The organism is Maribacter sp. Hel_I_7, from assembly GCF_000688315.1.
In the GTDB taxonomy this organism is placed as follows: domain Bacteria; phylum Bacteroidota; class Bacteroidia; order Flavobacteriales; family Flavobacteriaceae; genus Maribacter; species Maribacter stanieri.
In genome coordinates this window covers 52,853-78,291 of record NZ_JHZW01000002.1, presented here as the reverse complement: position 1 = coordinate 78,291, position 25,439 = coordinate 52,853, and the positions used below count along the sequence as shown (strand labels likewise).

Here is a 25,439-nt window from a genome sequence, read left to right as displayed (position 1 = left end):
CAAACCAACCAATCTACACATGTATACAGCTATTACTTTCATTGCATTTACTGCTTTTGTTGCATTCTATTCATGGTTTAAACTTAGAAAAGAAAAACTGGACTCTAAAGACGGTTATTTTCTTGGAGGAAGAAGTTTAACAGGCGTTGTCATTGCCGGCTCCATGTTGTTGACGAATATTTCTACAGAGCATTTAATTGGTATGAATGGGTCATCTTACAAGAACGGATTTATTATAATTGCTTGGGAAGTAACTTCTGCATTGGCTTTAGTTGTAGCGGCAATATATTTTGTTCCAAAGTATTTGAAAATGGGTTTGACGACCATACCAGAATATTTGGAAAAAAGGTTTGATAGTACAACAAGAACGCTAGTTGCTTTGTTTTTAATGGTGTCTTTTATTGTAACATTATTACCTATTGTACTATATACTGGTGCCATAAACATTGAGAGTATTTTCAATATATCAGAGGTTTTAGAGGTATCCAAAGAAGAAGGACTTTGGATTACCGTAATTTGTATAGGTGTACTAGGTTCTATTTATGCCATTTTCGGCGGATTAAAAGCTGTTGCCATTTCAGATACAATAAATGGATATGGGTTGTTGATTGGTGGACTTGCAATTCCAATTATTGCACTATTCAGTATTGGTGATGGTAATTTGTTTGATGGTTTGTCTAAAGTATATAACCATAGTCCAGAAAAATTTAATGTAATAGGGGCAAAGGATTCTGTATTACCGTTTGAAGTACTTTTTACGGGTTTGATTATTAATCAGTTGTATTTCTGGAGTATGAACCAAACTATTATTCAGCGTGCGTTAGGTGCCAAGAATTTGGTAGAAGCTCAAAAAGGTTTATTGTTTACCGGTGTTTTAAAGATTTTGGTACCGATTATAATTATTTTACCAGGCGTTATTGCGTTTTATTACTTCGGTGATTCTTTATATGAGAATCAAGATATGATTTACCCCGAGTTGGTTAAAAAGGTGCTACCAATTGGTTTTGTTGGTGTATTTGCAGCAATTATCATGGGTGCCGTTTTAAGTACTTTTAATAGTGTTTTAAATAGTGCGGCTACAATTTTTAGTATAGATGTATTTAAAAGACATTTTGGTAAAAATGCTAGCGATAAAAAGTTGGTTAGAATTGGTAAGATTACCTCTACTGTACTAGCAATATTTGCCATATTGGTAGCTCCTATGGTGGCAAATGCCCCAGATGGGTTGTATCAATTGCTACAGCAATTAAATGGTATTTTCTTTATACCAATAGCTTCAATAATGTTGGCAGGGTTCTTTCTTAAGAATATTTCTGCAATAGCTGCTAAAGTTGCGTTACTTGTTGGTTTAATGTTTTACATACTAACAACCTTTATTTTTAAGGTCGATATTCATTTCGTTCACATTTGGGGAATAGAATTTGTATTGAACGTAGTGGTAATGTTTTTGGTTTCTTACTTCTATCCAAACCATAAAGCTACCATTGAAGAGGGTGAAGATTATGTAGAAATGAAACAATGGAAATACACAAAGCCAATGGCTATTATGTTATGTGTTGTTACAGTTGTTATTTATGTAATTTTAGGGACTAATTAATGAGTGAAATTATTCTCGTATTAATAAGTTGAAAATCTGAATTTTAGTATTGCAATAGGATCATATTTAGGGAATGCTAAATTTGACTGTTTATTAATTATTTCTATTTTTTTGAAAGGGGAGAAAAGATGCTGTTGTATATCCTTTATTTAAGATAATTAAATTTTGAAATCAAATCCCTCTTCAGATTTACGCTTATATTTCTCTTCATTAAATCGATATAAAAATGAACCTTTTCTAGAACTCGTCATATCCTTTTCATCGAGTTTGTCTAAAATATCAAGAAGGTTTACTTTGTTAATGAAGTTTCGTTTATCTAATTTTTTATCTAATATAGATTCATATAAACTCTGGAGTTCGCGCATGGTAAATTTTTCCGGAAGTAATTCAAATCCGATCGGTTTTACAAGCGCTTTACGTCTTAGACGTAAAATAGCCTTTTCAATCATTTCATTATGATCAAAAATTAACTGTGGTACTTTGTTAATTTCAAACCATTTCGCAGAATCAATCTTAATCTTATCGAAGTTTTTCGCATTCAAATCAATCAATGCATAATAGGCAACAGAAATAGTTCTCTGCCCAGGATCTCTATCTATTCGGCTATAACTATATAGCTGTTCCATATAGATATCTTTAAGTCCGGTTAAGGCATTCAATACGCGTATTGCTACTTCGTCTAGATTTTCACTTTTCTTTAAAAATCCACCTATTAAAGACCACTTACCCATTTCTGGTTCAAAATTTCTTTTTACAAGAAGAACCTTCAATTCTTTTTCGTCGAACCCGAATATTATACAATCCACAGACAATAGAACCTGGTCTTCCTTTTGGTAGTACTGTAGTTTTGTGTTAGCATCTTCGTTTTGCGAGGCGGTACCTAATTTCATTATCTATAAATAAATTTTCTTCAAGTTTGATTGTCAATCGTTTGCTAAAATAACATTTATTAACAATTTAGTTGGTTAGTTTTTTGTCTTATCAGTAGTATTCTGTTCTTATCGTAGGTAAATAAGGCAAATGTTGTGGTAATGGTATTTTATGCTTCTAGCCTTGTTTTGATTTCAAAGAGAATCATTAATTAACGCGGCCAAAATAGAGTTAGGCTTACGTAAATTTTTGGAAGAAGGCGGTTTTAAAGCTTTTACAGATACTTTTGAAAATTTGGGCGAGCTAAAGCAACTACCGGGTCTTGCCGTACAAAGATTAATGGCAGATGGATATGGATTTGGAGGAGAAGGCGATTGGAAAACTGCCGCTATGGTTAGGGCCTTAAAAGTTATGAATACAGATTTAGTAGGTGGTGTTTCGTTTATGGAAGACTACTCATATCACTTGACGCCACAAGGATCATACTTTTTAGCTTCGAATATGTTAGAAATTTGTCCATCTATAGCAGATGAGCATAAACCTTCGTGTCAAGTACAATCCTTGGGATAGGAGGTAAAGAGGATCCTGCTAGATTAGTATTTAATACAGCAACTGGTAGTGCTATGAATGTCTCATTGGTAGATATAGGTAATAGATTTAGAATGGTAGTAAATAAAGTAGAGGCTGTAAAACCTGCCAAAGATTTACCTAATTTACCTGTTGCAAGAGTTTTGTGGGATGCCAAACCAAATTTGGAAATTGCGGCAACCGCGTGTATTTTAGCAGGTGGAGCACATCATACAGTGTATTGTCAAAATCTTAATGCAGAGTATATGGAAGACTTTGCGGACATAGCAGGTATAGAATTACTTGTTATTGATGAGCGAACTACTGTGCGAGATTTTAAAGATAGAATTAATGCTGATGAAGCATACTATCATATATTTCAATTTAGGGTTTAATTAATATCAAATTCACTAAGAACAAATAAACTATGGGGATTATTTCATTTATAGGGTTTACATTACTAGTAGCTACAATAGCGTATGTATCAACGCGTAAAACGGATGAAAAATCCTCTGATGGTTATTTCTTAGGTGGAAGAAGTTTAACAGGACCGATCATTGCTGGTTCGTTATTATTGACAAACCTTTCTACGGAACAAATTGTAGGAGTAAATGGTGTGTCTTTTAGAGACGGATTACCAATTGTTGCGTATGAGGTTTTAGCGGCCGTAGCCATGGTGTTTACCGCTTTTGTTTTACTACCCAAATATTTAAAAAGTGGGATAGCCACAATACCTCAATTTTTAGAAAATAGATATAGTAAATCTACCAAAACTATTGTTTCATTATTGTTTCTGTTAGGTTACGCAATATCAATGCTGCCAACGGTTTTATACTCTGGTGCATTAGCGATTAACACGATGTTTGATATTCCCGAGGCTTTAGGTATAGGACCGGAACAAGCACTTTGGATAACGGTTTGGTCTATTGGTTTAATAGGTAGTGTTTATGCTATTTTTGGAGGTTTACGAGCGGTAGCGGTGTCAGATTCAATTAATGCTGTTGGTTTGATAATTGGTGGTACACTTATTCCTGTTTTTGGTTTAATGTATATTGGTGATGGTAATGTGTTTACTGGTTTAACTACTTTGACTACAGCCCTTCCCGAAAAATTTGATATTATTGGAGGTCCTGATTCCGATGTGCCTTTTTGGACCATATTTACAGGTATGATTATTGTAAATTTTTATTATTGGGGTACCAACCAAGCAATTATACAAAGAGCGCTTGGAGCTAAAAATTTAAAAGAAGGTCAAAAAGGTCTATTATTAGCTGCTTTTCTAAAAATATTGGGACCAATTATAGTGGTATTGCCAGGTATTATTGCCTTTTATATTTTTAAAGGTGATTTGGCAAATGCAGATGAAGCCTACCCTATGTTGGTAAAAAAAATACTTCCTACAGCATTTGTCGGCTTTTTTGCAGCTGTTCTTTTCGGGGCTATTTTAAGTTCGTTCAATAGTGCCTTAAATAGTTCTGTAACGCTATTTGGGTTAGATTTCTACAAACAATATATTGATAAGACCGCTTCTGATGTAAAGATTGTAAAAGCTGGAAAAATATTTGGAGCCTTTTTAGCTATATTCTCTATGGCTATAGCGCCACTTTTATATGGTGTGCAAGGGGGAATTTTCACTTATTTGCAAGAGTTGAACGGTACGCATAGTGTGCCAATTTTAGCCATTGTAATTGTTGGTATTTTCTCTAAACGTGTTACGGCTAAGGGAGCCAATATGGCAATTTTGTTTAGTGTAATAACGTACTTGGTTGCTTTATATGTGGTTAGACCAATTAGTATAGAGAATGGTACCTATTTCCCGCATTTTTTACATCTTATGGGAATAATATTTGCTTTGGCATTAATAATCATGTTTACGGTAAGTTACTTTAAACCAAGGGAAACTGATTATGTTCAAGAATATACGAAACAAGTTGATATTCAAAATTGGAAGTACCTAAAATTTGTAGGATTTAGTATTTGTGGAATTGTATTGTTAATTTACATCTACTTTGCTAATTAATTCTATGTCATTAGTAATCAATATACTTTGGTAATTGAAGTATTTATGGCTGACGTAATTGTGCAAGCGATTACTAGTCTAGAATAGATTTATAAAAAGGCAGTTTGTAATGATAGTAGATACTATTGCAAATGCTAAGCATGTACTTTATAAAACAAACCAACACTTTATATCATGTATAGAATCTGCATTACTACAATTGTCACTCTAGTTCTTTTTGTAGCTTTTGGTTGCAAGAATACATCTGCAAAACGGTCCGGTTCAGAGATGATTTCTATAGATTCATTATTGCAAAATCGTTACGAAAAATTGTTGGAGTATCCTGTAGACTCCTTATCCATCCCAAGGAGTTATAATCCTCTAACTAAAGAAATTAAAGTAGTTGAATCTAAAGATTGGACAAGTGGTTTCTATCCTGGTAATTTATGGCAATTAAACAAGTTAACAGGTAAAGAAGCTTTCAAAAATAAGGCTGTTGAATGGACTGCATTTATAGAGAAAGAAAAATATAATGGTGGAACCCATGACATGGGTTTTAAAATCTATTCTAGTTTTGGAGAAGGTTTTGAAATTACTAAAAATGAACATTATAAAGATATAATAGTTGAGAGTGCCAATACATTGATTACTAGATTTAATGAAAATGTAGGTAGTCTTCGTTCATGGGATTTTAATGCTGATATCTGGGAGTTTCCTGTAATTATTGATAATATGATGAATCTTGAGCTATTGTTTGAAGCTACAAGAATTTCAGGAGATAGTATTTACCATAATATTGCTGTTAAACATGCTAATACTACACTTAAGAATCATTTTAGAGAAGATAACAGTAGCTATCATGTGGTGGTTTATGATACTGTTTCAGGAGGAGTGAAAAGTAAAGTTACGCACCAAGGTTTTAATGATAATTCTGCATGGGCTAGGGGGCAAGCTTGGGGTATTTATGGTTTTACTATGTGTTATCGTTATACTCAAAATCCTAAGTATTTAGAGCAAGCGGAACAATCAGCTGCATTTTATTTACAGCATGCTAAGCTTCCTGAAGATGGAATTCCGTATTGGGATTTTGATGACCCTAAAATTCCCAATGCAGTAAAGGATGTTTCGGCAGCAACTATAGTTGCATCTGCGTTGGTAGAGTTATCCATGTATACCAACAATGACGCTTATCTAGACTACTCAAATAAAGTTTTAAATTCTTTAAAAAGTGAAGAATATATAATACCAATAGACATAGAGGCTCCGTTTATTTTAAAGCACAGTACTGGTAATTGGCCTAAAAATGATGAAATGGATGGACCTATAGTTTATGGTGATTTTTATTTTTTAGAATTAATGCTGAGGATAAAGGAGTAAAACCTAGGCAATCATTTTATTATTTAATGGAATAGATGAATTATTGACTGAAGTAAGATTTCTAGAAATCATTAACACACTTAGCGTAAATAATTATAAAAGAATAATAAGACTAAGCTTTAATTATTAGCTGTTTTTTTCTTTTTTAGAAAAAAAATTAACGATCTTATGCATCTAATTGCTCATTGCAAAGCTCTTTATTAACAAATTAGAATACACATATTTGTTATTTCTTACTGATTAATTTAAACACACTTTCTAAAATTATTTTAATTTTTATATGAAATATTTAGTAGCCTTTTCCTTGCTTATACTATTTACAATATCTTCTTGCAATACCCATGAGTCAAAAACACTTTTTAGGCAGTTGCCATCACAAACAACAGGTATTACATTTAATAATACAATTGTTGAAACAGATAGTTTCAATATAATCACAGAAGAATATATTTTTAACGGTGGTGGTGTAGCTGTAGGGGATTTTGATAATAATGGCTTATCGGATCTATTCTTTACAGGCAATCAAGTTTCAAATAAGCTTTATTTAAATTCCGGTAATTTTAAATTTACCGATGTGTCCGCTAGTGCAAATATAGAAGCGGAAAATAAATGGAATACCGCTGTAGCAGTTGTAGATATTAATGCTGATGGTTGGTTAGACATTTATGTGTGTTCTGCAATGCAAAGCCCTTTAGAAAAAAAAGCAAATCTACTTTTCATTAATAAAGGGATTAATGATAAGGGCGAATTAAAATTTGAAGAGCGTGCTAAAGAATATGGTATTGCGGATACTGGTAATGCAATGGGGGTAACATTTTTTGATTATGATAAAGATGGGTATTTAGACCTATATATAGTAAATAATGAAGAGGCTCACAATCAGCCAAATACCTATAGAAAAAAAATTGAAGATGGAACAGCTATAAGCAACGATAGATTATATCATAACAATGGCGACGGTAGTTTTACAGACCAAACTTTAGCAGCTGGTATACGTTATGAAGGTTATGGATTAAGTGTTGCAATTTCTGATTTAAATTATGATGGATGGCCAGATATTTATGTGACGAATGATTATTTAACCAACGATTTATTATATATAAACAATCAAGACGGTACGTTTACGAATGACATAAAAAATCATATAAAGCATCAAAGTAAGTTTAGTATGGGTTCGGATATTTCGGACTTCAATAATGATGGGTATTTGGATATCGTAACATTAGATATGCTTGGCGAAACTAATGAGCGTATGAAGACCAATATCGCGGGTAATAATTATATGAATTACCTTTTTAACGAACGGTTTGGTTTTGAATATCAGTATAGCAGAAATATGTTGCAATTAAGTAATGGTCCTGAAATTCCTTTTAGTGAAATAGGAATGCTTGCAGGTATGTCGAAAACAGATTGGAGCTGGTCTCCTTTGTTTGCAGATATTGATAATGATGGTAATAGAGATTTACTAATAACAAATGGTTTTCCAAGAGATATAACTGATATGGATTTTGGGGAATTTAGATTAGAAATGTCGCAGTTTCTCAATGAGGCAAAAATGCTAGACTCCATTCCCATAGTTAAGGTTGCAAATTATGCATATAAAAATAATGCAGATTTAACCTTTGTTAACGTAAGTGAAGATTGGGGATTGAAAATTCCCTCATTTTCTAATGGTGCGGCTTTTGTGGATTTAGATAATGATGGTGATTTGGACTATGTTGTAAATAATATAAATGATGAAGCATTTGTTTTTGAAAACACAATTCAAAACTCGAACAGTATTCAGTTAAAACTAAAAGGACCTAAAAATAATTCTTTAGGGGTAGGAGCAAAAATTAAAGTTTCACTTACCAATGGCGATTTTCAGTTTTACGAGCATCAATTAACACGTGGTTATATGTCTTCCGTAGATCCTAAAATTCATTTTGGTTTAGGTGCAAGCGCCAAAGTTAAGGCAATAACTGTATTATGGCCCGATGGTAATTTGCAGGAGGTTGTAGACCTGAATGAAGATGCCCTAGTTGAGATTGATTATGCAAATGCAAAAGCAAGTCAAGATGTAGCTTTAGGATTTCCGTTTATGAAAGAGAGTTCTAAAAAGCTATTCAATGAAATTGGTGATAGCCTTGGCATTAAATATGTGCATCAAGAATATGATATTATAGACTATAGTATTCAACGGACTTTACCCCATAAACTATCTCAAAATGGACCAAGTATAGTTGCAGGAGATATTAATTGGGATGGACTTCAAGATTTCATCGTTGGCAGTTCATCTCGTTACTCACCTATGATTTTTGAACAACAAGGTAATGGCATTTTTACGAATAGACCTCTTTTTGAAGAGATTGCTGATAAAATGAGAGAAGAAGAGGATTTGGTGTTGTTTGATTTAGATAATGATGGAGATTTAGACTTGTATCTAGTTTGTGGCAGTTATGAGTTTTCAGGTGATTTGAGTAGATATAATGATCAATTATATATAAATGACGGAAATGGTAATTTTAACTTATCGACTAACAAATCTCCGCTAGTTACCAGTAATGGTTCTGTGGCAGTAGCTGCCGATTTTAATAATGATGGATATCAAGATTTATTTGTTGGAGGAAGAACTCCTGCAGGTAAATTTCCACTTTCTGATAATAGCTATCTTTTGCAAAACCAAAACGGAACCTTAGTTAATGTTACGCAAAGCCTACTTCCCGAAATTGAAAATTTAGGTATGATAACCGATGCAGTGTGGACCGATGTGGATAAAGATGGGTTACTAGATTTAATTGTTGTTGGAGAATTAACTGAAATAACGCTATTTAGGAATACAAACGACGGATTTGTAAAACAGGAAATCCCTGATTTCAAAGGTTTGTATGGTTGGTGGGAGAGTATAGTGGTCGCTGATTTTGACAACGATGGAGATGATGACTTGGTAGTTGGTAATGTGGGTAGAAATAATTTCTTTCAGCCTACAAAAGAAAAGCCGGTACATTTAATAGCCAAAGACTTTGATGCAAATGGCAGTATTGACCCTGTTTTATTTACATATTTATTAAATAAAGAGGGAGATTATAAATCATACCCAGCAAACTTTTGGGGAGATTTATCAAAGCAAAGTCCGTTGTTTAGATCAAAATTTAATTTTTATAAAGATTTTGCAAAAGTCAGTAGAGAAAATTTATTTACTGCTAAAGAAGTAGAAGGAGCCATAAAGTTAACTGGTAATTATGATAGAAGTGTTTATATTGAAAACCTAGGTGATTTCAAATTTAAAATCAATGAACTCCCTATCGAAGCTCAATTTGCACCAATAAATGATATGTTAACCGGAGACTTTGATTCTGATGGTTTTAAAGATATTTTAATGGTAGGCAATGATTATGGAAATGAAATCTTTATTGGTCGTTTAGACGCTTTAAATGGACTGTTCTTAAAAGGTGATGGAAAAGGTAATTTTAAGACTGTTTCTGCCGAGATGAGCGGGTTTTTAGCTAGTGGTGATGCCAAAAATATTACTACAATAAAAACATCTAATAACGAAGATATTATCTTGGTGACTCAAAATAAGGGTAGGCTCTTAATTTTTAAATGAACCTTTGAAAAGGGTCTATAATTCTTCTGAATTAGAATAAAATTTTATATTAAGTATAATGTGCAGTAAAGCATGTTAATATGAATATTAAAGTTTTAGACCACCCCAATATGTAAACGTTCCATATTGTACAAAATAATACAATTAGCATATCTGTATTATTGAAATTAATGCTTAGGCAAAAGTAACTTTAATAACAATGAGAATATTGAGCATAAAAAAAAACCCATAATATATGGGGTTTTCTTGTGACCTCGACAGGGTTTATTTTCAGAATGTAACGAGTTAGTAATCAATGGCGTTATAAAATTTGTGTGTCAAATTTGTGTCAAATATTTCTTTAATTCTTCTAGTTTTTCTTCTACTCCGGTAATGTACTGCATGGCTTTAGACGCATTGTAATCGGCAGGTTGCTCTGCGACACGATCATTTATTTTGCGATGCTCGTGTGGCAATAGCAACCAATTCAAATCTATTTCAGGAAAACGTTTTACCACTTTTAATATGAACTCCATATTCGGTGTACGACCTGTAAAGAACTTGTTCGTATGAGCATAGTTCATATTGATCTCATGGGCAAACTCCTTTTGTGTAAGTCCCTTTTTATCAATTAGTTCTCGCATTTTTTCCCCAAATTCCATATTTAGAACAATTATAAATTAGACAAATAAGAATATATTATTTGTAAATAATAGACAGATTAGAATATATTTGTTGACATAAATAGACAAACCTTGACAAATATAATTAAAAATACACCTGCAGAGAATGTGCATTCGCATAAAGAGGTTCTTGATTTTCTAAAAGAGCACCTTAAATATGGGTATGTAAAAGAAGCGAAAAGCCGTCTGGCTAAAAAGCAGCTTACTTATTCTTCTGGTAGTATACGCAATATCAAAAGCGGTATTGTCGAAGATTGGATAGTGTTAAACGTCTTGGCAGAGATCGCACTTGAAAATAAAACGGCAAAAAGAACCGTGAGCAATTTAATCAGTAACCACTAAATAAAACTGTTATGACAAACCAGAACAAATTATTACCCGGACTCACCAGCGATGCTGTTGAATTTTTTATCGATAACGATAATATTAAAGCGATTACCAATGGTAGCGTGATGGATTTAACTCAACTTCCTTTCTCTTATATGCAAATGTTGCAAGATGAAATCGATAAAGATCATGAGGTTAAAATTCACCTGTTCGATATGCACCCAGCGAGTAGCTACAAACGATTAGAGCAATTTGTAAAATGCCGTTTTGGTGGGTTGGACTATAAAGCCGATATGTCTACCGATGGGGTTCAAGATGGTGAATGGTGGCCGTGCCCTTTGCGTGGTACATGTGCATCAGAAGGGGTATTGTGTAAAGCGGTTCAGTATAACGGTGCGCGGTTAGATCATCAAGATATTACGCTAGTACAAATGTTGTCTACCAATAACACCAATGATGTTATCGCAAGTGAAATGAACCTGCCTTTAGGCTCTTTTCACCTTGCTAAAAAGAAACTATATCAAAAGCTTGGTGTACAGACCAAGCAAGAATCAACAATAATAGGCCAACGCCTTAATCTTATCTAGGAGAATCCTAGGTGCAGCTGGAGCACACGCCGGCTATTATATATTAGTTAGTTACCCTGCTGTTGGGGCAGCAGGGTTTTTAAACCAAACCTTATGAATCTAATTATCTATATCACAATGTTCTTATCGGCTGGCTTCCTGTTCGGTATGGCAGTGTTCACCATCATAGATGCCAAGGCAACGAAAAGAATGTTTTTTCAATTAAATAAAGCGAAGTAATGGCTACTAAACCAGAATTCAATATACAATCATGGTTCGACCACTATTTGAAATTATCAAATGTGGATAAGAGCAAAATTAATCCTGTTCAATTATCCGAAATGAAAAAGGCTTTTGTGGCAGGTATATCTTCATTTCATGTGGATTTAATTGCTGAATCGAAGTTACCTGAAGACGAAATAGTAATGTGGCCCTCGATAATAGACGAACAATTGAGGAATTTTTGGAACGCGGAAGTGGAAGGTTATAACGAAAAAAACAAGTAAACAATGCCATTTATATCAAAAGATTCAATCGAAAAGGTTTGGGAAATTTCCGATATGGTTGAAGTCATTAAGGATTTTGTTGAACTTAAAAAAGCAGGGGCGCAATTTAAAGGACTAAGCCCATGGATAAATGAATCTTCAGGAAGTTTTATGGTTTCACCTGCAAAGGGAATTTGGAAAGATTTTAGCAATGGAAATAGTGGCAACTCTGCAGTTAGTTTTCTAATGAAAAAAGAGGGTATCACATACCCTGAAGCGATTGAGTGGTTGGCGAAAAAATATAATGTAGAGTTACAATATGAAGATAATAAGGCCACCAGGGCTTATCATGAAAAGCAAGAAAAAAAGGAAGCCCTTCGCCCTTTATTAGAAAGTAGTTTAAGAAAATTTGAACAAGCATTTCAAGAACTACCTGAAGACCACCCTGCTAAATTGGAGGTATTCGGTAAACGAGAGTATTCTAATGATATTGTCGAAGACTATAGGATTGGATATGCACCTGGTGGCAAGTTTCTTTATGATTTATGTGTAGCCAACGGTAGAAAGGCAGATGCCATTACATTGGGCTTAATATCGGATACGGGTGATAAATGGCATAACAGAGTTATTTATCCTTTGGTTGAGCGTAAAGGCACTTCATTACTACCGGTAGGTATCGCAGGTAGGGCATTGGTAGACAATAAAAAGTACGCTAAATGGATAAATTCTGCAGATAGTGAGCTATACAAAAAAGGAATTTTTTGGTACGGACTGGACAAAGCTCGTGAAGCGATAGTTAAAAAGGGCGAAGCCTGGTTGGTCGAAGGGTATAATGATGTAATTGCCTGGCAAACCAACGGTATACCCAATACCATTGCTGGGTGTGGCACAGCTATTGCAATCGGTCAAATCCGTTTGCTAAAAAAATTATGCGATCGTATCATTTTTAATTTTGACCCAGACGGACCTGGTAAAAAAGCAATGCTCAGGTATATACCTGAATTTATTAAGGAAGGGTTTCGAGTACAACTTGTAGTGAACCAACCACAGTTGGACCCAGACGATTTTATTCGCTATCATAAAGTTGCTGCACGTAAATACGATTTAAGCAATCTAAGTGACAATATAAACTATCGTCAAGATGGATTTAAATTCTTGATGGCACATCGCTTTAAGGCAAAAGATGCCGTTGCAATTGCGCAGTCAACTAAAGAATTAGTTCAACTGGTAAGTGATATTTCAGACGAAGGCATCCGCAGTATTTATAAGGACTGGTTAACTAAAGAAAGCTCAGTAAAACCAACCGAAATAAATAAGTGGTTTAAAGAACTATCACTTATAAAAGATATCAAGGGAAATCAGAACAAACGAATACAAGAGTTTTCTTCAGAAGATTTCTACCGCCTTCCTGAAAGTGTAAAAGAGCCATTGGAAAATATAAGGCCGATCATTGAAAAGTATCAAATGTTCATGGCCAATCATCAGATTTATGTACAGCAAGGCGCTGAACCCCCTTTTACTTTTAAAAGTTACAGCAATTTCGACATTGAGATTATTCAACATATGCAAGATGAAAAGTACCCAATGAAGCTGGTACGTATTAAGAACGTGCATAAACTTGAACGCATTTTTGATATGCAGAGCGCTGAAATGAACACCCCCATGTCATTTGAAAACGCTGTAACGGCGCACGGCAACTTTAGATGGAAAGGTGGTCGTAAAGAACACGAACTTCTTAAAACGTTTCTGTTCGATTCAATGGGTACCGGTCGTAAGATTGAAGTGCTTGGTTGGCAACCTGAAGGGTTCTGGGTATGGAACAACAAAGTAACAGTGCCTAGCGAAAATGATATCACTATAGATGATAACGGAGTATTTGAACATAAAAACGTTATGTATTATGTGCCTAGTGCCAATAAAATATACAGTACGAACATCTATAAGTTCGAGGCTCAAAAAAGAGTGGTCTCCCTGCCACCCACTATAAACTTTCAAAACTTTACCAATCAGCTCATTAAAGTTCATCGAAGTCATGGTATGATGGGTATCCTGTTCTCCATAGCTTCTATATTTCAAGATATTGTTGTTTCTGAGCTAAATTCTTTCCCTATGCTGTTCTTATTTGGACCTGCTTCTTCAGGTAAAGATCAATTAGCGGATGTATGTCAGAGTTTCTCAGGAAGACCACAGACCGCTATTAACTTAGAGGGTGGCGTAAGTACTATTAAAGCGCAGGTTCGAGAATTTGCCCAGTTCTGTAATTTAATTTCTCAATTAAGTGAATATAAGAACGGTGATCCAAAATTAGATGGAGTTCTTAAAGGATTATGGGATAGACGTGGCTATAAAAGAGGAAATATAGATAGTCATGTGGGTACAGAGAGCATTCCCATTCTTTCAAGTGTAATTATGACCGGTAATTATGCTCCCGATCAAGAAGCTTTGATTTCAAGATTTATTTGGGAGTTTATGGATAAGACCGTTTTTGATGACGAGGACACAAAAGAGTACGAGAAGCTTAGTGATATTGTAAAAAAAGGTATCAGTGGCTATACGGATATGTTCTTGCACCATAGGGCATCCGTAAAAAATAATTTCAAGGGTAGGTATAGAGAATTTAAGAGCACTCTAGCACAACGTAGACCAGAGGCACAGAGTAGAATGGTTCAAAATCTTTCGGTACTGGGAACATTTTACCAGATGTTTCAGAATATACCCGAGGTAAGCTTTCCTTTTAGCCATGAAGATATGATGTCCCATTTCGATAAGACTATCGATAGTCAAATGAGCAAAATGAACAGCGCTAGTGTAATCAATCGTTGGTGGGATTGTTTCTTGGCGAGTATGCGAGGTACGGTGGCAGACCAAATTAGAGACGGCCGTGATTTAAAACTTGACGGTGATAGACTGTATTTCAATTTTACCAGCTGTTACAATCGGGTACAACGGCAATGGTATACGCAGTACAGAGATAGCGCCCCGGCTAAGGGAGTAATGATGGATGCATTGAAAAAAGATAAATCATTTATAGACACTATCGCAGGGGTCCGTTTTGCGCCTGGTAAAGAATCTAAGGCTACATCTGCCTATTTGGTGCAGATACAAGAGATACCTATTAAAGATGAGATAAAGTTTGCGGTTGATTTTCAGCGGAATGAGAACTCTTTGTTTCCATCCCCTGCAACCCCTGAAGAAAAAATAAATAATACGGAGCAGAAAGATTTACCCTTTTGAACTTCAAACGTTTCAACACCTAAATAAATAATACTTAATAAACTAAAAATCAAATGATTAACTATAAAAGTAAGGTGTTGAAAAGGTGTTGAAGTTGTTTGAAAGTGTTTGAAGCTGTTTTGTGTTTCAAACACTTTCAACACCTTTTTAAGCGTAAGTATCTGATTATCAATGATGTTGAAGTGTTGAAACGTGAAAGGTTATTTAAGTATAACGCGAGAGCATTAAAAAGTTTTTTTATGAGCGATACATTAGAATGTAGTGTAGTAATGAAAGTTAGAAAAGCTACGGCCAGTGACTTGAAATTAGACGATAAAACGTTGAATTATGGTCAACCATTTTGGTTAAAGAGTATGGTTACAGGTGAGTTTATGAACCAACCTTTAAAAATTCATGAGAATACAGATGTAGATGAGCTGGCTTCTTGGTTAAAAAATAATATGATATATGTTCCAGTTCAATGGAATGAAAAATTTAAAGAAATATGAAAAAATATACGCGATTAGAAGTGGCAGCCATTTTCGCAAAGTGCGAGAATATTAATGAGATATTCAAGGCGTGCAGGGTGTTTAAATATTTTGCCGATGAATTTGGCGATCCGTTGCCCATGTATATCAACCTGTGGGCGAATGCATGTATTCGTCATCTATCCTTAAAAAGAAGACCACGATGAGCAAACGTCAAGAATACACGTACATGCACCGGTGCAACAAAAACGGGATTGGTATTTATCCGGTATTAAAATATGGCTACTATTTTCTAGAGATAGAGTTCAATAAAACACACGAATTTTTTCCGCATGAAATAATCAAGATTAAACCAGGTGAAATTCGGTACGATCCATCGAAAAAAGTATGGTGTAAAAAAATGTTTGAATTATACGAACACTTGTACAAAACAAAGATTGCGCCCAAAAGTGATGCCGCTTAATTTAAATAACGGAGTTATGAAATATCTAAAATTAATAGGGATACCGTTTATCGTAGTTAGCTTTTTTCTTGCTTTTTTCTTGGGTACCATCATCTATTTTCTACTACAAATCGTGAAATTATTTTGTAACGATGACAAAATTTTTGTTGTACGCAGGTATTAATAACCATTAAAATCAATTATATGAAAATTTGGAAACTGCTTAGGTGGCTTAATCAATTAGGGTGCCGGCATACAGACTGGTATTATGAAATGTTACCATCATCGGTAACCTGTGAAGCTATGCAGATACGCTGTAGACATTGCGATAAAATATTGTCTAACAAAAAATTGGATTGTTGATATGGCTAGAGCATCAGATATAGAACGATCGGCCAAGTACATTCACGCGCAATTAAAAGGATATTATCAAGCCTGGGAAGAGCTTGAAGTGTTGGCTAACGAGATGGGTCAAACATTGGATACCAAAACAGCAAAATTAAAACCAATGAACAATAATTTATAATCAATAAACAGTAAATAATTATGGCAAAAAAAGAGGAAGATTACGGTTTTTACACGGGTACAAGGGTAGATGTAACCAAAAGAATTGAAGAAGGATTAACCAAATTTTTTAGAAAGCAACTACCTGCAGAGGCTTATGCCGCTCAAGCAAGAAGTTATCCTTATCCGATTTTTAATTTTAAGGGAAAGCAAAAAGGGTACGGGGTTCCGAAATAAGTAGGCGGTTGGCAGTAACAGTTGGCAGTAATAAATTAACAATAATCAATAATCAATTATGGCGAAAAGAAAATATACTAGAAGCGGAGATACCGCCGTGGCGTACGAGTGTACCAGAAGAGTTTGTAAATGGCAAGGTTTGCCAGATGAGCGTAAATGGCGTAGAACCGAAGGTGTGATCAATAGTAAAGAACAGGTATGTCCCAAATGCGGCAACAATACTTTCTACGGATTAATAGAAACCCCTAAAAAAGAAACGGTATGATATTAGATCAAGAATATACAGAGAATAGTATTAGAACTTATACGGGAAAATGCTTTGATATTAGAAAACTGGATCCAGATTCTATCTGTATCGAAGATATTGCTCATGCACTAGCATATACACCTAGGTTTGGTGGACATTTAGAAGGTTTTTATAGCGTAGCGCAACATTCATTCTATGTTTCTGATTGTTTAGCCGGAACGAATGATGAATTAGCAGGTCTACTTCATGATGCAAGCGAGGCTTACTTAGGTGATATGCCTAGTCCTTTTAAAAAATTAATGCCTTGCTATAAGGAGCTGGAACATAATCTATCTGTAGTAATTGCTAAAAAATTTGGTATTAAATATCCGTATAGTATGTACATTAAAGATGCCGATGCACTATTATTAAGTTCGGAATGGAATGCTTTTGTTATGAAAAAAGATTTAATGTGTTATTGGTCTCCAGAAAAAGCGAAGGCTATGTTTTTGAAAAGGTTTAACAAATTAACTAATTATGATCTTAGGTATTAGCACAAAGTGGCCCAAGAAAATGGGAGCGTTGGCAGGTGAGCCAACGTATTTTGTAGAGAAATTATGGAAAGGTCTAGGTGATGAGCCTATAGATACCGGATTTCAACAGGCTTTATTTTGTAATAGGTTTGATATGCCTATGTATAAAAAATTAGAGTTCGGTAAACCGCATACCATTCGCGAAGACAAAGCTCACCGTTGGAAAGTGGGATTGGATATTCACTTTTATATAGATGTTCGCAAAATAAGTATGATGCGTTTTGCACCGGTTAAAAAAGTGACCGCGATCCAGGAGCTGGAGATACAATGGATAGACCAGGACAAATGTAAATTGGAAAGACCATTGGTGTTTATAGATGGCGCATGGATCACAGACGTTACAGAACTAGCGCTCAACGATGGCTTCCCCACCGTAGAGGCATTCTTTACTTGGTTCAATACAGATTTTAAAGGAAGGATTATTCATTGGTCAGATGTTCGTTATTAGTTGTTGGTTGACCGTAAAAAAAATAAATTAGAAAATGAAAATTAAAACATATAAGTACGAATATAACTGGGGAGATGCTTCTGCCCATTTAGAAATTGATATTGAGAAATTATCTGAAGGTGATGCGAAAATGTTATTAGAATTCTTCTCTTGGGATTGGGACTTGGAAAAAAACATTTATGATGAACTGGGTAGGTTGTATTGTAGAACAGCAATGTGTTTTGCGACCACTAATGTTCATAATTTAAGAGGTGTGTTGTCTGATTTTGAAGATGCGGAAGGATTTCCTGAGTTAGATGGAAGTTATGGAATTAAACTAATCAGTGTTGAAGGGATTGATTTTAGTGAGATTGAAATGGATGAAATGAAATGAATCTCTTCAGTAATATAAAAACGTGCAGCTATTGCGGTACAGCATCCAAACCAAAGAACGATGTATTGTTCAATGGTTTTAGAGATGCCGTCACCGGTGCCCTCGTCTGCTGGAACTGCAAGGCGCTGCATGATAAAAGTAAATGCAATGATCAATTAATAGTAAACAATCAGCAATGGAAAAAATAATGGTGAATGCGGAGTTTCTTTTTGAACTCAGTAGCAAATTACAATGGATTAGCAGAGTGCCTGGTATACTACCAGATAAAATTAGAGGTGGCGAACAATGGATTTGGCTAGACAAAAACGGAGATGTTTTTGAATGTGGTACTGATTTCTCCGCTGCTGAGAAAAAAGCTACGTACCCATGTAAAGTATATAGAGTTCAGAATGTAGCAAGCTCAAATGATGGATAACGTAAAATGTAAGATTAGTTTCAATAGCAATAACAAGCCTTAGTAAATATTAACTTAAAATTAAACAATAATGAAAGCACAAGAGTTTTATCAAAAATCAGATTTAGATATTGACACACGCAAAGAAATATTTGCCTTTGCAGAAGCGTACCATGCCAAGAAATTAATTTTACATAGTAATGTAAAATCGTCTTGCGACAAAGTAGACTTATCCTTAGTCTTATCTGAACACCACAAATACATACTTGAAAATAATTACACACAAAATTATATTGATACTGACTTAGTTGCTTTTGAATTTATGGGGATGGATTACGACGAACAAGAAATATCAAAGAACTAAGCAATATGTTTTACAACACCAAGCTATGACCAGTAGCGAGGCACGAGCTTTTGGTTATAGCAACTGTTATCGCATCGTTTCTTTTCAAATAGAACCTCTAATACTGGAGGTTTTTTTATGCCCGGTAGCGAACGCCTGGTGCAGTAGACTAAGATACTTCCGTATAATTGTTACAACATTAAACAAATGCGACAAAACGGCACACACGCCATTGTGTCAGTATCTCCCCCAAACCCCCTCTTAGCTCTAGTAGAAAATAATTGTAACTTTGTAACCACTTACGAAAAAGCTTGTAGTCATTGGGCTGAACGGATACAAAAGGTTTATTAAAATTGTAACTTGGTTACAAAAAAACTGTAACCTTTACTAAAGGTTACAGTTTCTACAAACTTGAATATGCCTCGGTTACAAAAACCACTCTTCAAAAATCTCCATTTAAATAGTTGTTAATCAACAACTTATACAAAAAGGTTACAAAGTTACAGAGTTACAAAAAAAAAGCACTTTAACAGAGACTACAGAAATCTACTAGAAAAACTGTTCGACCAGAGCGAGATGATTTTCATTTTGTTTAACGTTTGGTAAATTTTAAGTCTAATTTTGGGCGATTGCCGGATAATGGTTCAACAATATTCGAAAAAGTCTACTTTTTCGCTTCATGTTACACCATATTATATGCTTATTTGTCTATTTTGCAATATCTTAGTAGACAGATATGCTGATTACAGAACGTGTTTTATCGAATCCTCATATATGCGGAATCCAACTGGATGTTTCGGGTAATGAATTTGCGTCCGGCACGCTAGACAATCAGCCGTTCTATAATACCAACATCAGTCAGGGTAACTTTAAATCCGTCTACTATAGTAACGGCAGCGCCCGATTTCAAGAAACGACTTCAGAAACAAAAAACGGAATTCTATATGCCCAGCGAGTTACTATAAAGTTCCCCAGTAACGATGAGCAGCGTAGTCTTCGGTTAGAAGAGCTTCGTAAAGTGAAGTTTTTGAGTATGAAGTTCAGTAATGATCAAACGGTCATCATCGGTAGAAACGACTTTTTTCAGAATGCGAGTCCGAAAGTAACGGTCTCCAGCAACGAGAAAACGACAGAGGTTGAATTCAGGTCCACCAGTATTTTTCCCATCGGTTTTTTTGAGAATACGAATGCCTATGGTTTCGTGTATGAGTTTCCCGTATCATTTTTAGAACCCTATTAGCATGAGTGTATTTCCATTGACCATAATCGAGAAAGAAGATTCGCCGGCACGTTTGCTGGAGCTTGCCAATGTACCGTTGAAAAGCAAATGGTTGGCGACGGACTTCAATGAAATGCGGTTGGCGCTTATAGAGCTGCACGGGCGTAGTATGTATTTAGCCGATAGCAACGGTAAGGTATGGCATATACGTAAAGGTAACGGCAATACGGATATTGCTGCATTTCAGCAGAACGATAAAATTGAGGCCTGGGTAGATGATGCTACTAAAGAAGAATGGATAGAGGGTATACTCATGAACAATGCTTTTACGGGCGTTGCGGATCTAGAAGATAAAGATGTCTTCTTTAAAACGAACGGTAAAATACGATTAACATGATAGCAATAGGGGTACTAATAGCATTTATGATCGTGGCGCTTATATGGCTTGGCAATTTGATTTTGAAGCTTCAAAAAAAGTATAAGGCAGAGATACCGGTTCTGGCAGATGACGAGCATGTGCCCGTGATCAAAAAAGGGGAGAGCAATGTTACTATTATCAATAAAGAGAACGAGACCGTCTTCAGCGATGAGGAAGGCAATTTAATACCATTTAAAAAAACGTTGTAATGAAAAAGTTAAGTATAGTAATAGCCCTATTGGTATCGGCATTCGGTATTGCCCAGGTAGATGTCATTGGTCCTGCAGATGGACTGCTACTCGATACAAAAACATCGACGGTGTTGAACGGTATCGGTAATCCGCGTGAGGGGTTGTTGGTAGGTAATAGTACAACTAAATCGCTTTGGTATTATAACGGTACCGAGTTTGTGGATTTGATGGATGTTGTTGGCGGTGGAGTTACCGACCATGGTGCATTATCTGGTTTAACCGATGATGACCATACACAATATCATACCGATGCCAGGGCGGCCTCTTGGTTGTCTGCTTTGTACTCCGATTTGGATATTGATAATAACGACGACTTATTAAAAGATGGCAGCCGCAGGCTTACAGGTGATCTTTTACCTCAAAGTAGTGGCTCAATAGACTTAGGTAGTTCAGGAGCTTCATTTTCTCAAATTTTCTCTAGCTATATCTATACAGGAAACTTGCATGCATTATCAACAGAGATAGATGTTGATGATCCTTTGGATATGCAGAACAATGCTATTAAAAACTTAGCTGCACCTGTAAACGATACGGACGCAGCTACTAAGGGTTATGTAGATGCATTAGGTTCAGGCGGTGGCACAGACGATCAAACATTACCGGAAGTATTAACAGAAGGTAATGATGCCGGTGGGGAAGATGTATTGAATGTCGGAATATTAAATTTGTCAGATAAAAATTCTGATACTGGAACATGGGATATTACAGAGCAAACAGCTAGTACTTATTCAGGTGATTTAGCATTTAGGAATAGTTCTGCTGGTTCATCTATTAACAGAGCTTTTATTGCTCATGATGGAATTATAGAGCATGACTTGCATTTAGCGACTAAACTCTATGTTGATACAGCTATTAGTAATAATGACGCATCCGAAGTAACCTACGACCCAACAACAAGCGGATTAACAGCAACGGACGTACAAGATGCTATTGATGAAATAGCAGGTTCAGCAAGTTCAATACAATCAGTAAGAAACAACCTTACAACAGGTGATATAACAATAAATAATTCAAACTTTATATCTAGTGGAAAAAAGGTAAATAATTACAAAGCGGATGTAGGTGAGTTGACTTTTGGTTCTGCTGTCACACAATTAAATACATGGGCAGATTTTAACAATAGCGGTAACGGTGCTGTTACTTTAAAACCAGAAAGTGGTTATGACTTTTCAGGTTATGCCCTTAATGAAGATGGGTTTAAAACAGCTTTAGATGTTGATTCACAAATAGAACTAAGTCCTTATGAAACTGCAAACGTTATTAAATTAGATGCTACTACCTTTTGGATCGAAACAAGTGGTTTAGCTTCAAATGGTTCAAATTTCCCTTATACAAATCAAAACAACAGTAATCCAGAATTATGGAATATAGGTGCAGCAGCTTTTCCACCTAATGAAACCAATGCAGCTACCTCACCAAGTGAAATAACTACAATTAACGCAACTACATCTAGTGTGGTGGTTACTGGTTTTGATGATTGGAGCTACGTATATCAAATAGAAAGTAATGCTAGTGGTGGTCGTGCAAGACCAAGTGTAACTATTTTGAACAGTACAGATTACAGGGTTGATGTTTATTACAGAATGATTCAAGGTAATGATGGAAGAATCAAATTAAATGTTGGAGCTGATGGTTTTCAATGGTTAAATCTTAATTCTAGCGAATGGGTTCTGTTATCTCATGTATTTGAAAGTACAGCTACAGGTTTTCAACTTGACGCATACCCTAATAATACCACTGGTAGTATAGGTGATATAATGCAGATTAAAATTAGTTTAAAAGCGTTGTAAATGAAATACATATTATTCTTATTATTTCCTTTTTTAATAGCTGCACAAGGCTCTATTATACTAGATAGTCCGTTTGATAGCTCTAGTGAATTAGGTAGTAACGGTTCTACCGATTGGCGTAATGATATAGGTACTTTTGATAGTGGTATTATTACAGATGGAACAGCAAGACAGGGCATAGGTTATGTTAGGTTGACAAATGATTTAGGGGGTATTAGATCAGAGATTACAAGACAGTATAATGACGCCCCAAATGCTGCAAATGGTTTTTATGATTGGTACACAGAATATTGGATAGGTTACTCTATTAGAGTTGTAGAACCTGTTAGTGGTTATGCTATACTTACTCAATTCAGACCACACACTCATAATTACACGAACACAAGCGGTACTAATCCATATACATTAAGAAATTTATCTGGAAACAAATTTGGTTTTTTGTGGAATACAAATGCAAGCGCAAAAAATACAACGTTTCCTAGTGGAGCAATAAGCGGAAGTATAGTTTATGAATACCCTTATGAGCTTGGTGAGTGGTATGATATTGTTATCAACTTTAAATTAGATCCTGATAACGGTTTTGTAAGAATATGGTGTAATGGTGATGTAGTTTTAAATCATGTAGGTACTACTACTTATAACAAGGCTCATGACGGAAGCCAAAAAGACCCTGCGGGATATGTAAAGTTAGGGTTATACTACGGCCCTAGTAATTCAACAGGCGAAGCGCACTATGATACATTTAAAGTATGGAAAGGTAGTGGTGGGGAATATGAAGATGTGAGTCCTTTGGGGCTATCAATTGACGGTGATATTACCGTTCCAACACCTGCACCTTTAGAATTTAAACCTATAGAGCAACAATTGATGCTGAACAAGAAAAGGAACAATTAAAAATGACCAATTATCTAACATTCGTAATAGTGTATATAGCTTTTATAGTGTTGGGTAAGTTATGGTATCAATATAGAAATAGTAAATAATTATGGGAGAAATTGTCGAAAAGTTTTGGTATCAGGAATTAGACTGGTCTATGATATGGGTATGTACTGGTGGTATACTTGTAACTATAATGGCTATAGGTACGGGTATAACTCAAAAGAATTTATACGGTGTAGATAATTACTTTAAAGGTACTTGGAAAAACTATTTATATCAGATTTTAAGCGGTTATCTAGTACTATCATTTATAGTAGAGGTTGGACTACCTTTTGCTGATTACTTCGTTAGTATTCCTGTTGATATTCAAACACCTATTGATCATTTTTTGGCTGCTATTAGCGGACTCGGTGGTGGTTTTATTGTAGCGAAATTGATACGGTTATTGCAAAAATTGAATTAAGATGATATTGGTTACAACAATAGTTAGTGTGTTGGTGGCAATAGTAATATTGCTCTCTGATCATGCCGATAAAGCATAATAAGCGCATGCCTGAGAATTCCCCCAAAAAACTACTGCTTAGACTGTGGATCAAATACAGGTGGTGGTTGCGATCAAAAGAGCGCCGGTTTATAAAGACCAGGCTACATACGTTCATAAAAAAGAATAAAGGTTGGTTGGTTCTGGTGCCATTGGCTACGACTACCGTACAGTTGTGGGTAATGACCGGTAAGCGCGATAAGTGGCGTACCAAGAGCGAACAACTAGCGGTTACCAATGCTTTTTTGGTCACCGCCAATATCGGTAGAAACATTGAGATGGATGAGCTCGATATTGCCTGGTACGAGAAAACTCAACGTGGCGATAGTATTCGCATTACGGGCATGAACGAAAAGTACGAGGAAGTATTCGGACTCGACAGAGTGAAGAGTTTAGGTAAAACCAATTTTGATCTAGTGCCCTATGAAGTGGCTGTGGTTTTTGAGGCGATGGACCGTAAGGTATTAAGCAGCGGAGAACCTGAAGATGACGTAGAACCGTGGATGTGGCCAGACAGCAGTAAAACGCTATTGTATAGCCATAAATGGCGTAGCAAATATTATAAGAACAGAATGTTCGGTTTTAGTGCTCCTTTAGAGTTGTTGGTAAAGGTTATTGATGCTCAAGGGAAAATGGAAGTCATAGAGATTGTAACCGATAGTGCAAATGCGGTGCAAGACACGATAATTATTAATTAAATAGAAGTATCATGAAAAACAGTTTAAAATTATTAGTAGTGGTGCTATTGGCACCTATGGCGTTATTGGCGCAAGAAGAAAGCATTGAATTCGATAATGCCACATCGGTATTAACATGGCTTATGCCACTTATTACATTGGGCGTAACGTGGCTCGTAAAAAAGATAGCCCCGTTCGTTACCGGCACGACCACGTTGATTGTGGTGCCTTTGATAGCCACGGCATCTGCCTACTTAGGTACGTTGGCGAGCGACGGCAATTTTATTGTCATGTTCTTAACAGGACTTGGTTCGGTATTCTTAAACCAACTGTACCGATCGGTAACAAGTGAAGTATAAAACTAACT

Annotated in this window: 28 protein-coding genes and 1 pseudogene; 27 read left to right on the top strand and 2 right to left on the bottom strand. The window is 35.4% G+C overall.

Going from position 1 to position 25,439, the window contains the following annotated elements; translation table 11 throughout:
* Nucleotides 1-19 precede the first annotated feature (19 nt).
* Nucleotides 20-1,597 carry a solute:sodium symporter family transporter gene (locus P178_RS0101885; protein WP_027064608.1) on the top strand — a complete coding sequence of 526 codons (1,578 nt, stop codon included), beginning with the start codon at nucleotides 20-22 and terminating at the stop codon, nucleotides 1,595-1,597.
* A 158-nt stretch (nucleotides 1,598-1,755) separates the two neighbouring features.
* Here P178_RS0101885 and P178_RS0101880 read toward each other — a convergent pair whose 3' ends face one another.
* Entirely contained in the window at nucleotides 1,756-2,487 is a 732-nt protein-coding gene (locus P178_RS0101880) for an NUDIX hydrolase (protein WP_027064607.1), read from the bottom strand.
* Between the two features lie 175 nt (nucleotides 2,488-2,662).
* Here P178_RS0101880 and P178_RS21320 point away from each other — a divergent pair.
* The 4 genes and pseudogenes from P178_RS21320 to P178_RS0101855 form a co-directional block, all read left to right on the top strand.
* Nucleotides 2,663-3,429 (top strand): annotated as a pseudogene (locus P178_RS21320) (L-arabinose isomerase); the annotation flags it as partial.
* A gap of 32 nt (nucleotides 3,430-3,461) precedes the next feature.
* Entirely contained in the window at nucleotides 3,462-5,054 is a 1,593-nt protein-coding gene (locus P178_RS0101865) for a solute:sodium symporter family transporter (RefSeq protein WP_027064604.1), read from the top strand.
* A gap of 174 nt (nucleotides 5,055-5,228) precedes the next feature.
* Nucleotides 5,229-6,410 carry a glycoside hydrolase family 88 protein gene (locus P178_RS0101860; RefSeq protein WP_027064603.1) on the top strand — a complete coding sequence of 394 codons (1,182 nt, stop codon included), beginning with the start codon at nucleotides 5,229-5,231 and terminating at the stop codon, nucleotides 6,408-6,410.
* A 280-nt stretch (nucleotides 6,411-6,690) separates the two neighbouring features.
* The gene (locus tag P178_RS0101855) at nucleotides 6,691-9,996 is read left to right on the top strand and encodes a VCBS repeat-containing protein (protein WP_027064602.1); all 3,306 of its coding nucleotides are present in this window, start codon (nucleotides 6,691-6,693) and stop codon (nucleotides 9,994-9,996) included.
* Nucleotides 9,997-10,313: 317 nt separating this feature from the next.
* On the opposite strand, the gene P178_RS22520 is transcribed toward P178_RS0101855, so the two are convergent.
* Entirely contained in the window at nucleotides 10,314-10,637 is a 324-nt protein-coding gene (locus P178_RS22520) for a helix-turn-helix domain-containing protein (RefSeq protein ID WP_051638137.1), read from the bottom strand.
* Nucleotides 10,638-10,730: 93 nt separating this feature from the next.
* Here P178_RS22520 and P178_RS0101845 point away from each other — a divergent pair, with 93 nt between their 5' ends.
* The 22 genes from P178_RS0101845 to P178_RS0101725 all read left to right on the top strand — a co-directional run bounded on the left by P178_RS0101845 (nucleotide 10,731) and on the right by P178_RS0101725 (nucleotide 25,431).
* The gene (locus P178_RS0101845; protein WP_027064549.1) at nucleotides 10,731-11,000 is read left to right on the top strand and encodes a hypothetical protein; all 270 of its coding nucleotides are present in this window, start codon (nucleotides 10,731-10,733) and stop codon (nucleotides 10,998-11,000) included.
* An 11-nt stretch (nucleotides 11,001-11,011) separates the two neighbouring features.
* On the top strand, nucleotides 11,012-11,572 hold the full coding sequence (locus P178_RS0101840) for a hypothetical protein (protein ID WP_027064548.1): 561 nt from the start codon (nucleotides 11,012-11,014) through the stop codon (nucleotides 11,570-11,572).
* Nucleotides 11,573-11,665: 93 nt separating this feature from the next.
* Complete coding sequence (locus P178_RS23620) at nucleotides 11,666-11,791, top strand: hypothetical protein (RefSeq protein WP_262493273.1); 126 nt, start codon at nucleotides 11,666-11,668, stop codon at nucleotides 11,789-11,791.
* On the top strand, nucleotides 11,791-12,057 hold the full coding sequence (locus P178_RS0101830) for a hypothetical protein (RefSeq protein WP_027064547.1): 267 nt from the start codon (nucleotides 11,791-11,793) through the stop codon (nucleotides 12,055-12,057). The genes P178_RS23620 and P178_RS0101830 overlap by 1 nt, the downstream gene beginning before the upstream one ends.
* A gap of 3 nt (nucleotides 12,058-12,060) precedes the next feature.
* A complete protein-coding gene (locus P178_RS0101825) occupies nucleotides 12,061-15,270 on the top strand; it encodes a DNA primase (RefSeq protein WP_027064601.1) in 3,210 nt (1,069 codons plus the stop codon).
* Between the two features lie 239 nt (nucleotides 15,271-15,509).
* On the top strand, nucleotides 15,510-15,758 hold the full coding sequence (locus tag P178_RS0101820; RefSeq protein ID WP_027064544.1) for a hypothetical protein: 249 nt from the start codon (nucleotides 15,510-15,512) through the stop codon (nucleotides 15,756-15,758).
* A 785-nt stretch (nucleotides 15,759-16,543) separates the two neighbouring features.
* Nucleotides 16,544-16,705 carry a hypothetical protein gene (locus P178_RS23135; RefSeq protein WP_155941556.1) on the top strand — a complete coding sequence of 54 codons (162 nt, stop codon included), beginning with the start codon at nucleotides 16,544-16,546 and terminating at the stop codon, nucleotides 16,703-16,705.
* A 20-nt stretch (nucleotides 16,706-16,725) separates the two neighbouring features.
* Nucleotides 16,726-16,920 (top strand): hypothetical protein, encoded by a 195-nt coding sequence (locus tag P178_RS0101800; protein ID WP_027064542.1) that lies wholly within the window; start codon nucleotides 16,726-16,728, stop codon nucleotides 16,918-16,920.
* Nucleotides 16,921-16,978: 58 nt separating this feature from the next.
* Nucleotides 16,979-17,185 carry a hypothetical protein gene (locus P178_RS0101795; RefSeq protein ID WP_027064541.1) on the top strand — a complete coding sequence of 69 codons (207 nt, stop codon included), beginning with the start codon at nucleotides 16,979-16,981 and terminating at the stop codon, nucleotides 17,183-17,185.
* Entirely contained in the window at nucleotides 17,182-17,700 is a 519-nt protein-coding gene (locus P178_RS0101790; protein WP_027064599.1) for a hypothetical protein, read from the top strand. Before P178_RS0101795 ends, P178_RS0101790 begins: the two co-directional genes overlap by 4 nt.
* Nucleotides 17,684-18,187, top strand: a complete 504-nt coding sequence (locus P178_RS0101785) for a hypothetical protein (protein ID WP_027064598.1) — start codon at nucleotides 17,684-17,686, stop codon at nucleotides 18,185-18,187. The genes P178_RS0101790 and P178_RS0101785 overlap by 17 nt, the downstream gene beginning before the upstream one ends.
* A gap of 34 nt (nucleotides 18,188-18,221) precedes the next feature.
* Nucleotides 18,222-18,560: a DUF2528 family protein gene (locus P178_RS0101780; protein ID WP_027064597.1), complete on the top strand. Its 339-nt coding sequence runs from the start codon at nucleotides 18,222-18,224 to the stop codon at nucleotides 18,558-18,560.
* Between the two features lie 175 nt (nucleotides 18,561-18,735).
* On the top strand, nucleotides 18,736-18,975 hold the full coding sequence (locus P178_RS0101770; RefSeq protein WP_027064538.1) for a hypothetical protein: 240 nt from the start codon (nucleotides 18,736-18,738) through the stop codon (nucleotides 18,973-18,975).
* A 70-nt stretch (nucleotides 18,976-19,045) separates the two neighbouring features.
* Nucleotides 19,046-19,318: a hypothetical protein gene (locus P178_RS0101765; RefSeq protein WP_027064537.1), complete on the top strand. Its 273-nt coding sequence runs from the start codon at nucleotides 19,046-19,048 to the stop codon at nucleotides 19,316-19,318.
* A gap of 1,012 nt (nucleotides 19,319-20,330) precedes the next feature.
* The gene (locus P178_RS23130; protein ID WP_155941567.1) at nucleotides 20,331-20,537 is read left to right on the top strand and encodes a hypothetical protein; all 207 of its coding nucleotides are present in this window, start codon (nucleotides 20,331-20,333) and stop codon (nucleotides 20,535-20,537) included.
* A gap of 1 nt (nucleotide 20,538) precedes the next feature.
* Nucleotides 20,539-20,913, top strand: coding sequence for a hypothetical protein (locus tag P178_RS0101755; RefSeq protein WP_027064595.1), 375 nt, complete (start codon nucleotides 20,539-20,541; stop codon nucleotides 20,911-20,913).
* The gene (locus tag P178_RS0101750) at nucleotides 20,910-21,143 is read left to right on the top strand and encodes a hypothetical protein (RefSeq protein ID WP_027064594.1); all 234 of its coding nucleotides are present in this window, start codon (nucleotides 20,910-20,912) and stop codon (nucleotides 21,141-21,143) included. The genes P178_RS0101755 and P178_RS0101750 overlap by 4 nt, the downstream gene beginning before the upstream one ends.
* A complete protein-coding gene (locus tag P178_RS0101745; RefSeq protein ID WP_027064593.1) occupies nucleotides 21,143-22,975 on the top strand; it encodes a hypothetical protein in 1,833 nt (610 codons plus the stop codon). Before P178_RS0101750 ends, P178_RS0101745 begins: the two co-directional genes overlap by 1 nt.
* Nucleotides 22,976-23,869 carry a heparin lyase I family protein gene (locus tag P178_RS0101740; protein ID WP_027064592.1) on the top strand — a complete coding sequence of 298 codons (894 nt, stop codon included), beginning with the start codon at nucleotides 22,976-22,978 and terminating at the stop codon, nucleotides 23,867-23,869.
* A 91-nt stretch (nucleotides 23,870-23,960) separates the two neighbouring features.
* Nucleotides 23,961-24,317: a hypothetical protein gene (locus tag P178_RS0101735; RefSeq protein WP_027064591.1), complete on the top strand. Its 357-nt coding sequence runs from the start codon at nucleotides 23,961-23,963 to the stop codon at nucleotides 24,315-24,317.
* A gap of 86 nt (nucleotides 24,318-24,403) precedes the next feature.
* Nucleotides 24,404-25,093, top strand: coding sequence for a hypothetical protein (locus P178_RS0101730; protein WP_027064590.1), 690 nt, complete (start codon nucleotides 24,404-24,406; stop codon nucleotides 25,091-25,093).
* Nucleotides 25,094-25,104: 11 nt separating this feature from the next.
* Nucleotides 25,105-25,431 (top strand): hypothetical protein, encoded by a 327-nt coding sequence (locus tag P178_RS0101725; protein ID WP_027064589.1) that lies wholly within the window; start codon nucleotides 25,105-25,107, stop codon nucleotides 25,429-25,431.
* Nucleotides 25,432-25,439 lie beyond the last annotated feature (8 nt).

Excerpts from the sequence above, each read along its gene's own strand:
- P178_RS0101885 (WP_027064608.1), top strand. The coding sequence starts at position 20 with ATGTATACAGCTATTACTTTCATTGCATTTACTGCTTTTGTTGCATTC.
- P178_RS0101880 (WP_027064607.1), bottom strand. The coding sequence starts at position 2,487 with ATGAAATTAGGTACCGCCTCGCAAAACGAAGATGCTAACACAAAACTA.
- P178_RS0101865 (WP_027064604.1), top strand. The coding sequence starts at position 3,462 with ATGGGGATTATTTCATTTATAGGGTTTACATTACTAGTAGCTACAATA.
- P178_RS0101860 (WP_027064603.1), top strand. The coding sequence starts at position 5,229 with ATGTATAGAATCTGCATTACTACAATTGTCACTCTAGTTCTTTTTGTA.
- P178_RS0101855 (WP_027064602.1), top strand. The coding sequence starts at position 6,691 with ATGAAATATTTAGTAGCCTTTTCCTTGCTTATACTATTTACAATATCT.
- P178_RS22520 (WP_051638137.1), bottom strand. The coding sequence starts at position 10,637 with ATGGAATTTGGGGAAAAAATGCGAGAACTAATTGATAAAAAGGGACTT.
- P178_RS0101840 (WP_027064548.1), top strand. The coding sequence starts at position 11,012 with ATGACAAACCAGAACAAATTATTACCCGGACTCACCAGCGATGCTGTT.
- P178_RS23620 (WP_262493273.1), top strand. The coding sequence starts at position 11,666 with ATGAATCTAATTATCTATATCACAATGTTCTTATCGGCTGGCTTCCTG.
- P178_RS0101830 (WP_027064547.1), top strand. The coding sequence starts at position 11,791 with ATGGCTACTAAACCAGAATTCAATATACAATCATGGTTCGACCACTAT.
- P178_RS0101825 (WP_027064601.1), top strand. The coding sequence starts at position 12,061 with ATGCCATTTATATCAAAAGATTCAATCGAAAAGGTTTGGGAAATTTCC.
- P178_RS0101820 (WP_027064544.1), top strand. The coding sequence starts at position 15,510 with ATGAGCGATACATTAGAATGTAGTGTAGTAATGAAAGTTAGAAAAGCT.
- P178_RS23135 (WP_155941556.1), top strand. The coding sequence starts at position 16,544 with ATGGCTAGAGCATCAGATATAGAACGATCGGCCAAGTACATTCACGCG.
- P178_RS0101800 (WP_027064542.1), top strand. The coding sequence starts at position 16,726 with ATGGCAAAAAAAGAGGAAGATTACGGTTTTTACACGGGTACAAGGGTA.
- P178_RS0101795 (WP_027064541.1), top strand. The coding sequence starts at position 16,979 with ATGGCGAAAAGAAAATATACTAGAAGCGGAGATACCGCCGTGGCGTAC.
- P178_RS0101790 (WP_027064599.1), top strand. The coding sequence starts at position 17,182 with ATGATATTAGATCAAGAATATACAGAGAATAGTATTAGAACTTATACG.
- P178_RS0101785 (WP_027064598.1), top strand. The coding sequence starts at position 17,684 with ATGATCTTAGGTATTAGCACAAAGTGGCCCAAGAAAATGGGAGCGTTG.
- P178_RS0101780 (WP_027064597.1), top strand. The coding sequence starts at position 18,222 with ATGAAAATTAAAACATATAAGTACGAATATAACTGGGGAGATGCTTCT.
- P178_RS0101770 (WP_027064538.1), top strand. The coding sequence starts at position 18,736 with ATGGAAAAAATAATGGTGAATGCGGAGTTTCTTTTTGAACTCAGTAGC.
- P178_RS0101765 (WP_027064537.1), top strand. The coding sequence starts at position 19,046 with ATGAAAGCACAAGAGTTTTATCAAAAATCAGATTTAGATATTGACACA.
- P178_RS23130 (WP_155941567.1), top strand. The coding sequence starts at position 20,331 with ATGAAGTTCAGTAATGATCAAACGGTCATCATCGGTAGAAACGACTTT.
- P178_RS0101755 (WP_027064595.1), top strand. The coding sequence starts at position 20,539 with ATGAGTGTATTTCCATTGACCATAATCGAGAAAGAAGATTCGCCGGCA.
- P178_RS0101750 (WP_027064594.1), top strand. The coding sequence starts at position 20,910 with ATGATAGCAATAGGGGTACTAATAGCATTTATGATCGTGGCGCTTATA.
- P178_RS0101745 (WP_027064593.1), top strand. The coding sequence starts at position 21,143 with ATGAAAAAGTTAAGTATAGTAATAGCCCTATTGGTATCGGCATTCGGT.
- P178_RS0101740 (WP_027064592.1), top strand. The coding sequence starts at position 22,976 with ATGAAATACATATTATTCTTATTATTTCCTTTTTTAATAGCTGCACAA.
- P178_RS0101735 (WP_027064591.1), top strand. The coding sequence starts at position 23,961 with ATGGGAGAAATTGTCGAAAAGTTTTGGTATCAGGAATTAGACTGGTCT.
- P178_RS0101730 (WP_027064590.1), top strand. The coding sequence starts at position 24,404 with ATGCCTGAGAATTCCCCCAAAAAACTACTGCTTAGACTGTGGATCAAA.
- P178_RS0101725 (WP_027064589.1), top strand. The coding sequence starts at position 25,105 with ATGAAAAACAGTTTAAAATTATTAGTAGTGGTGCTATTGGCACCTATG.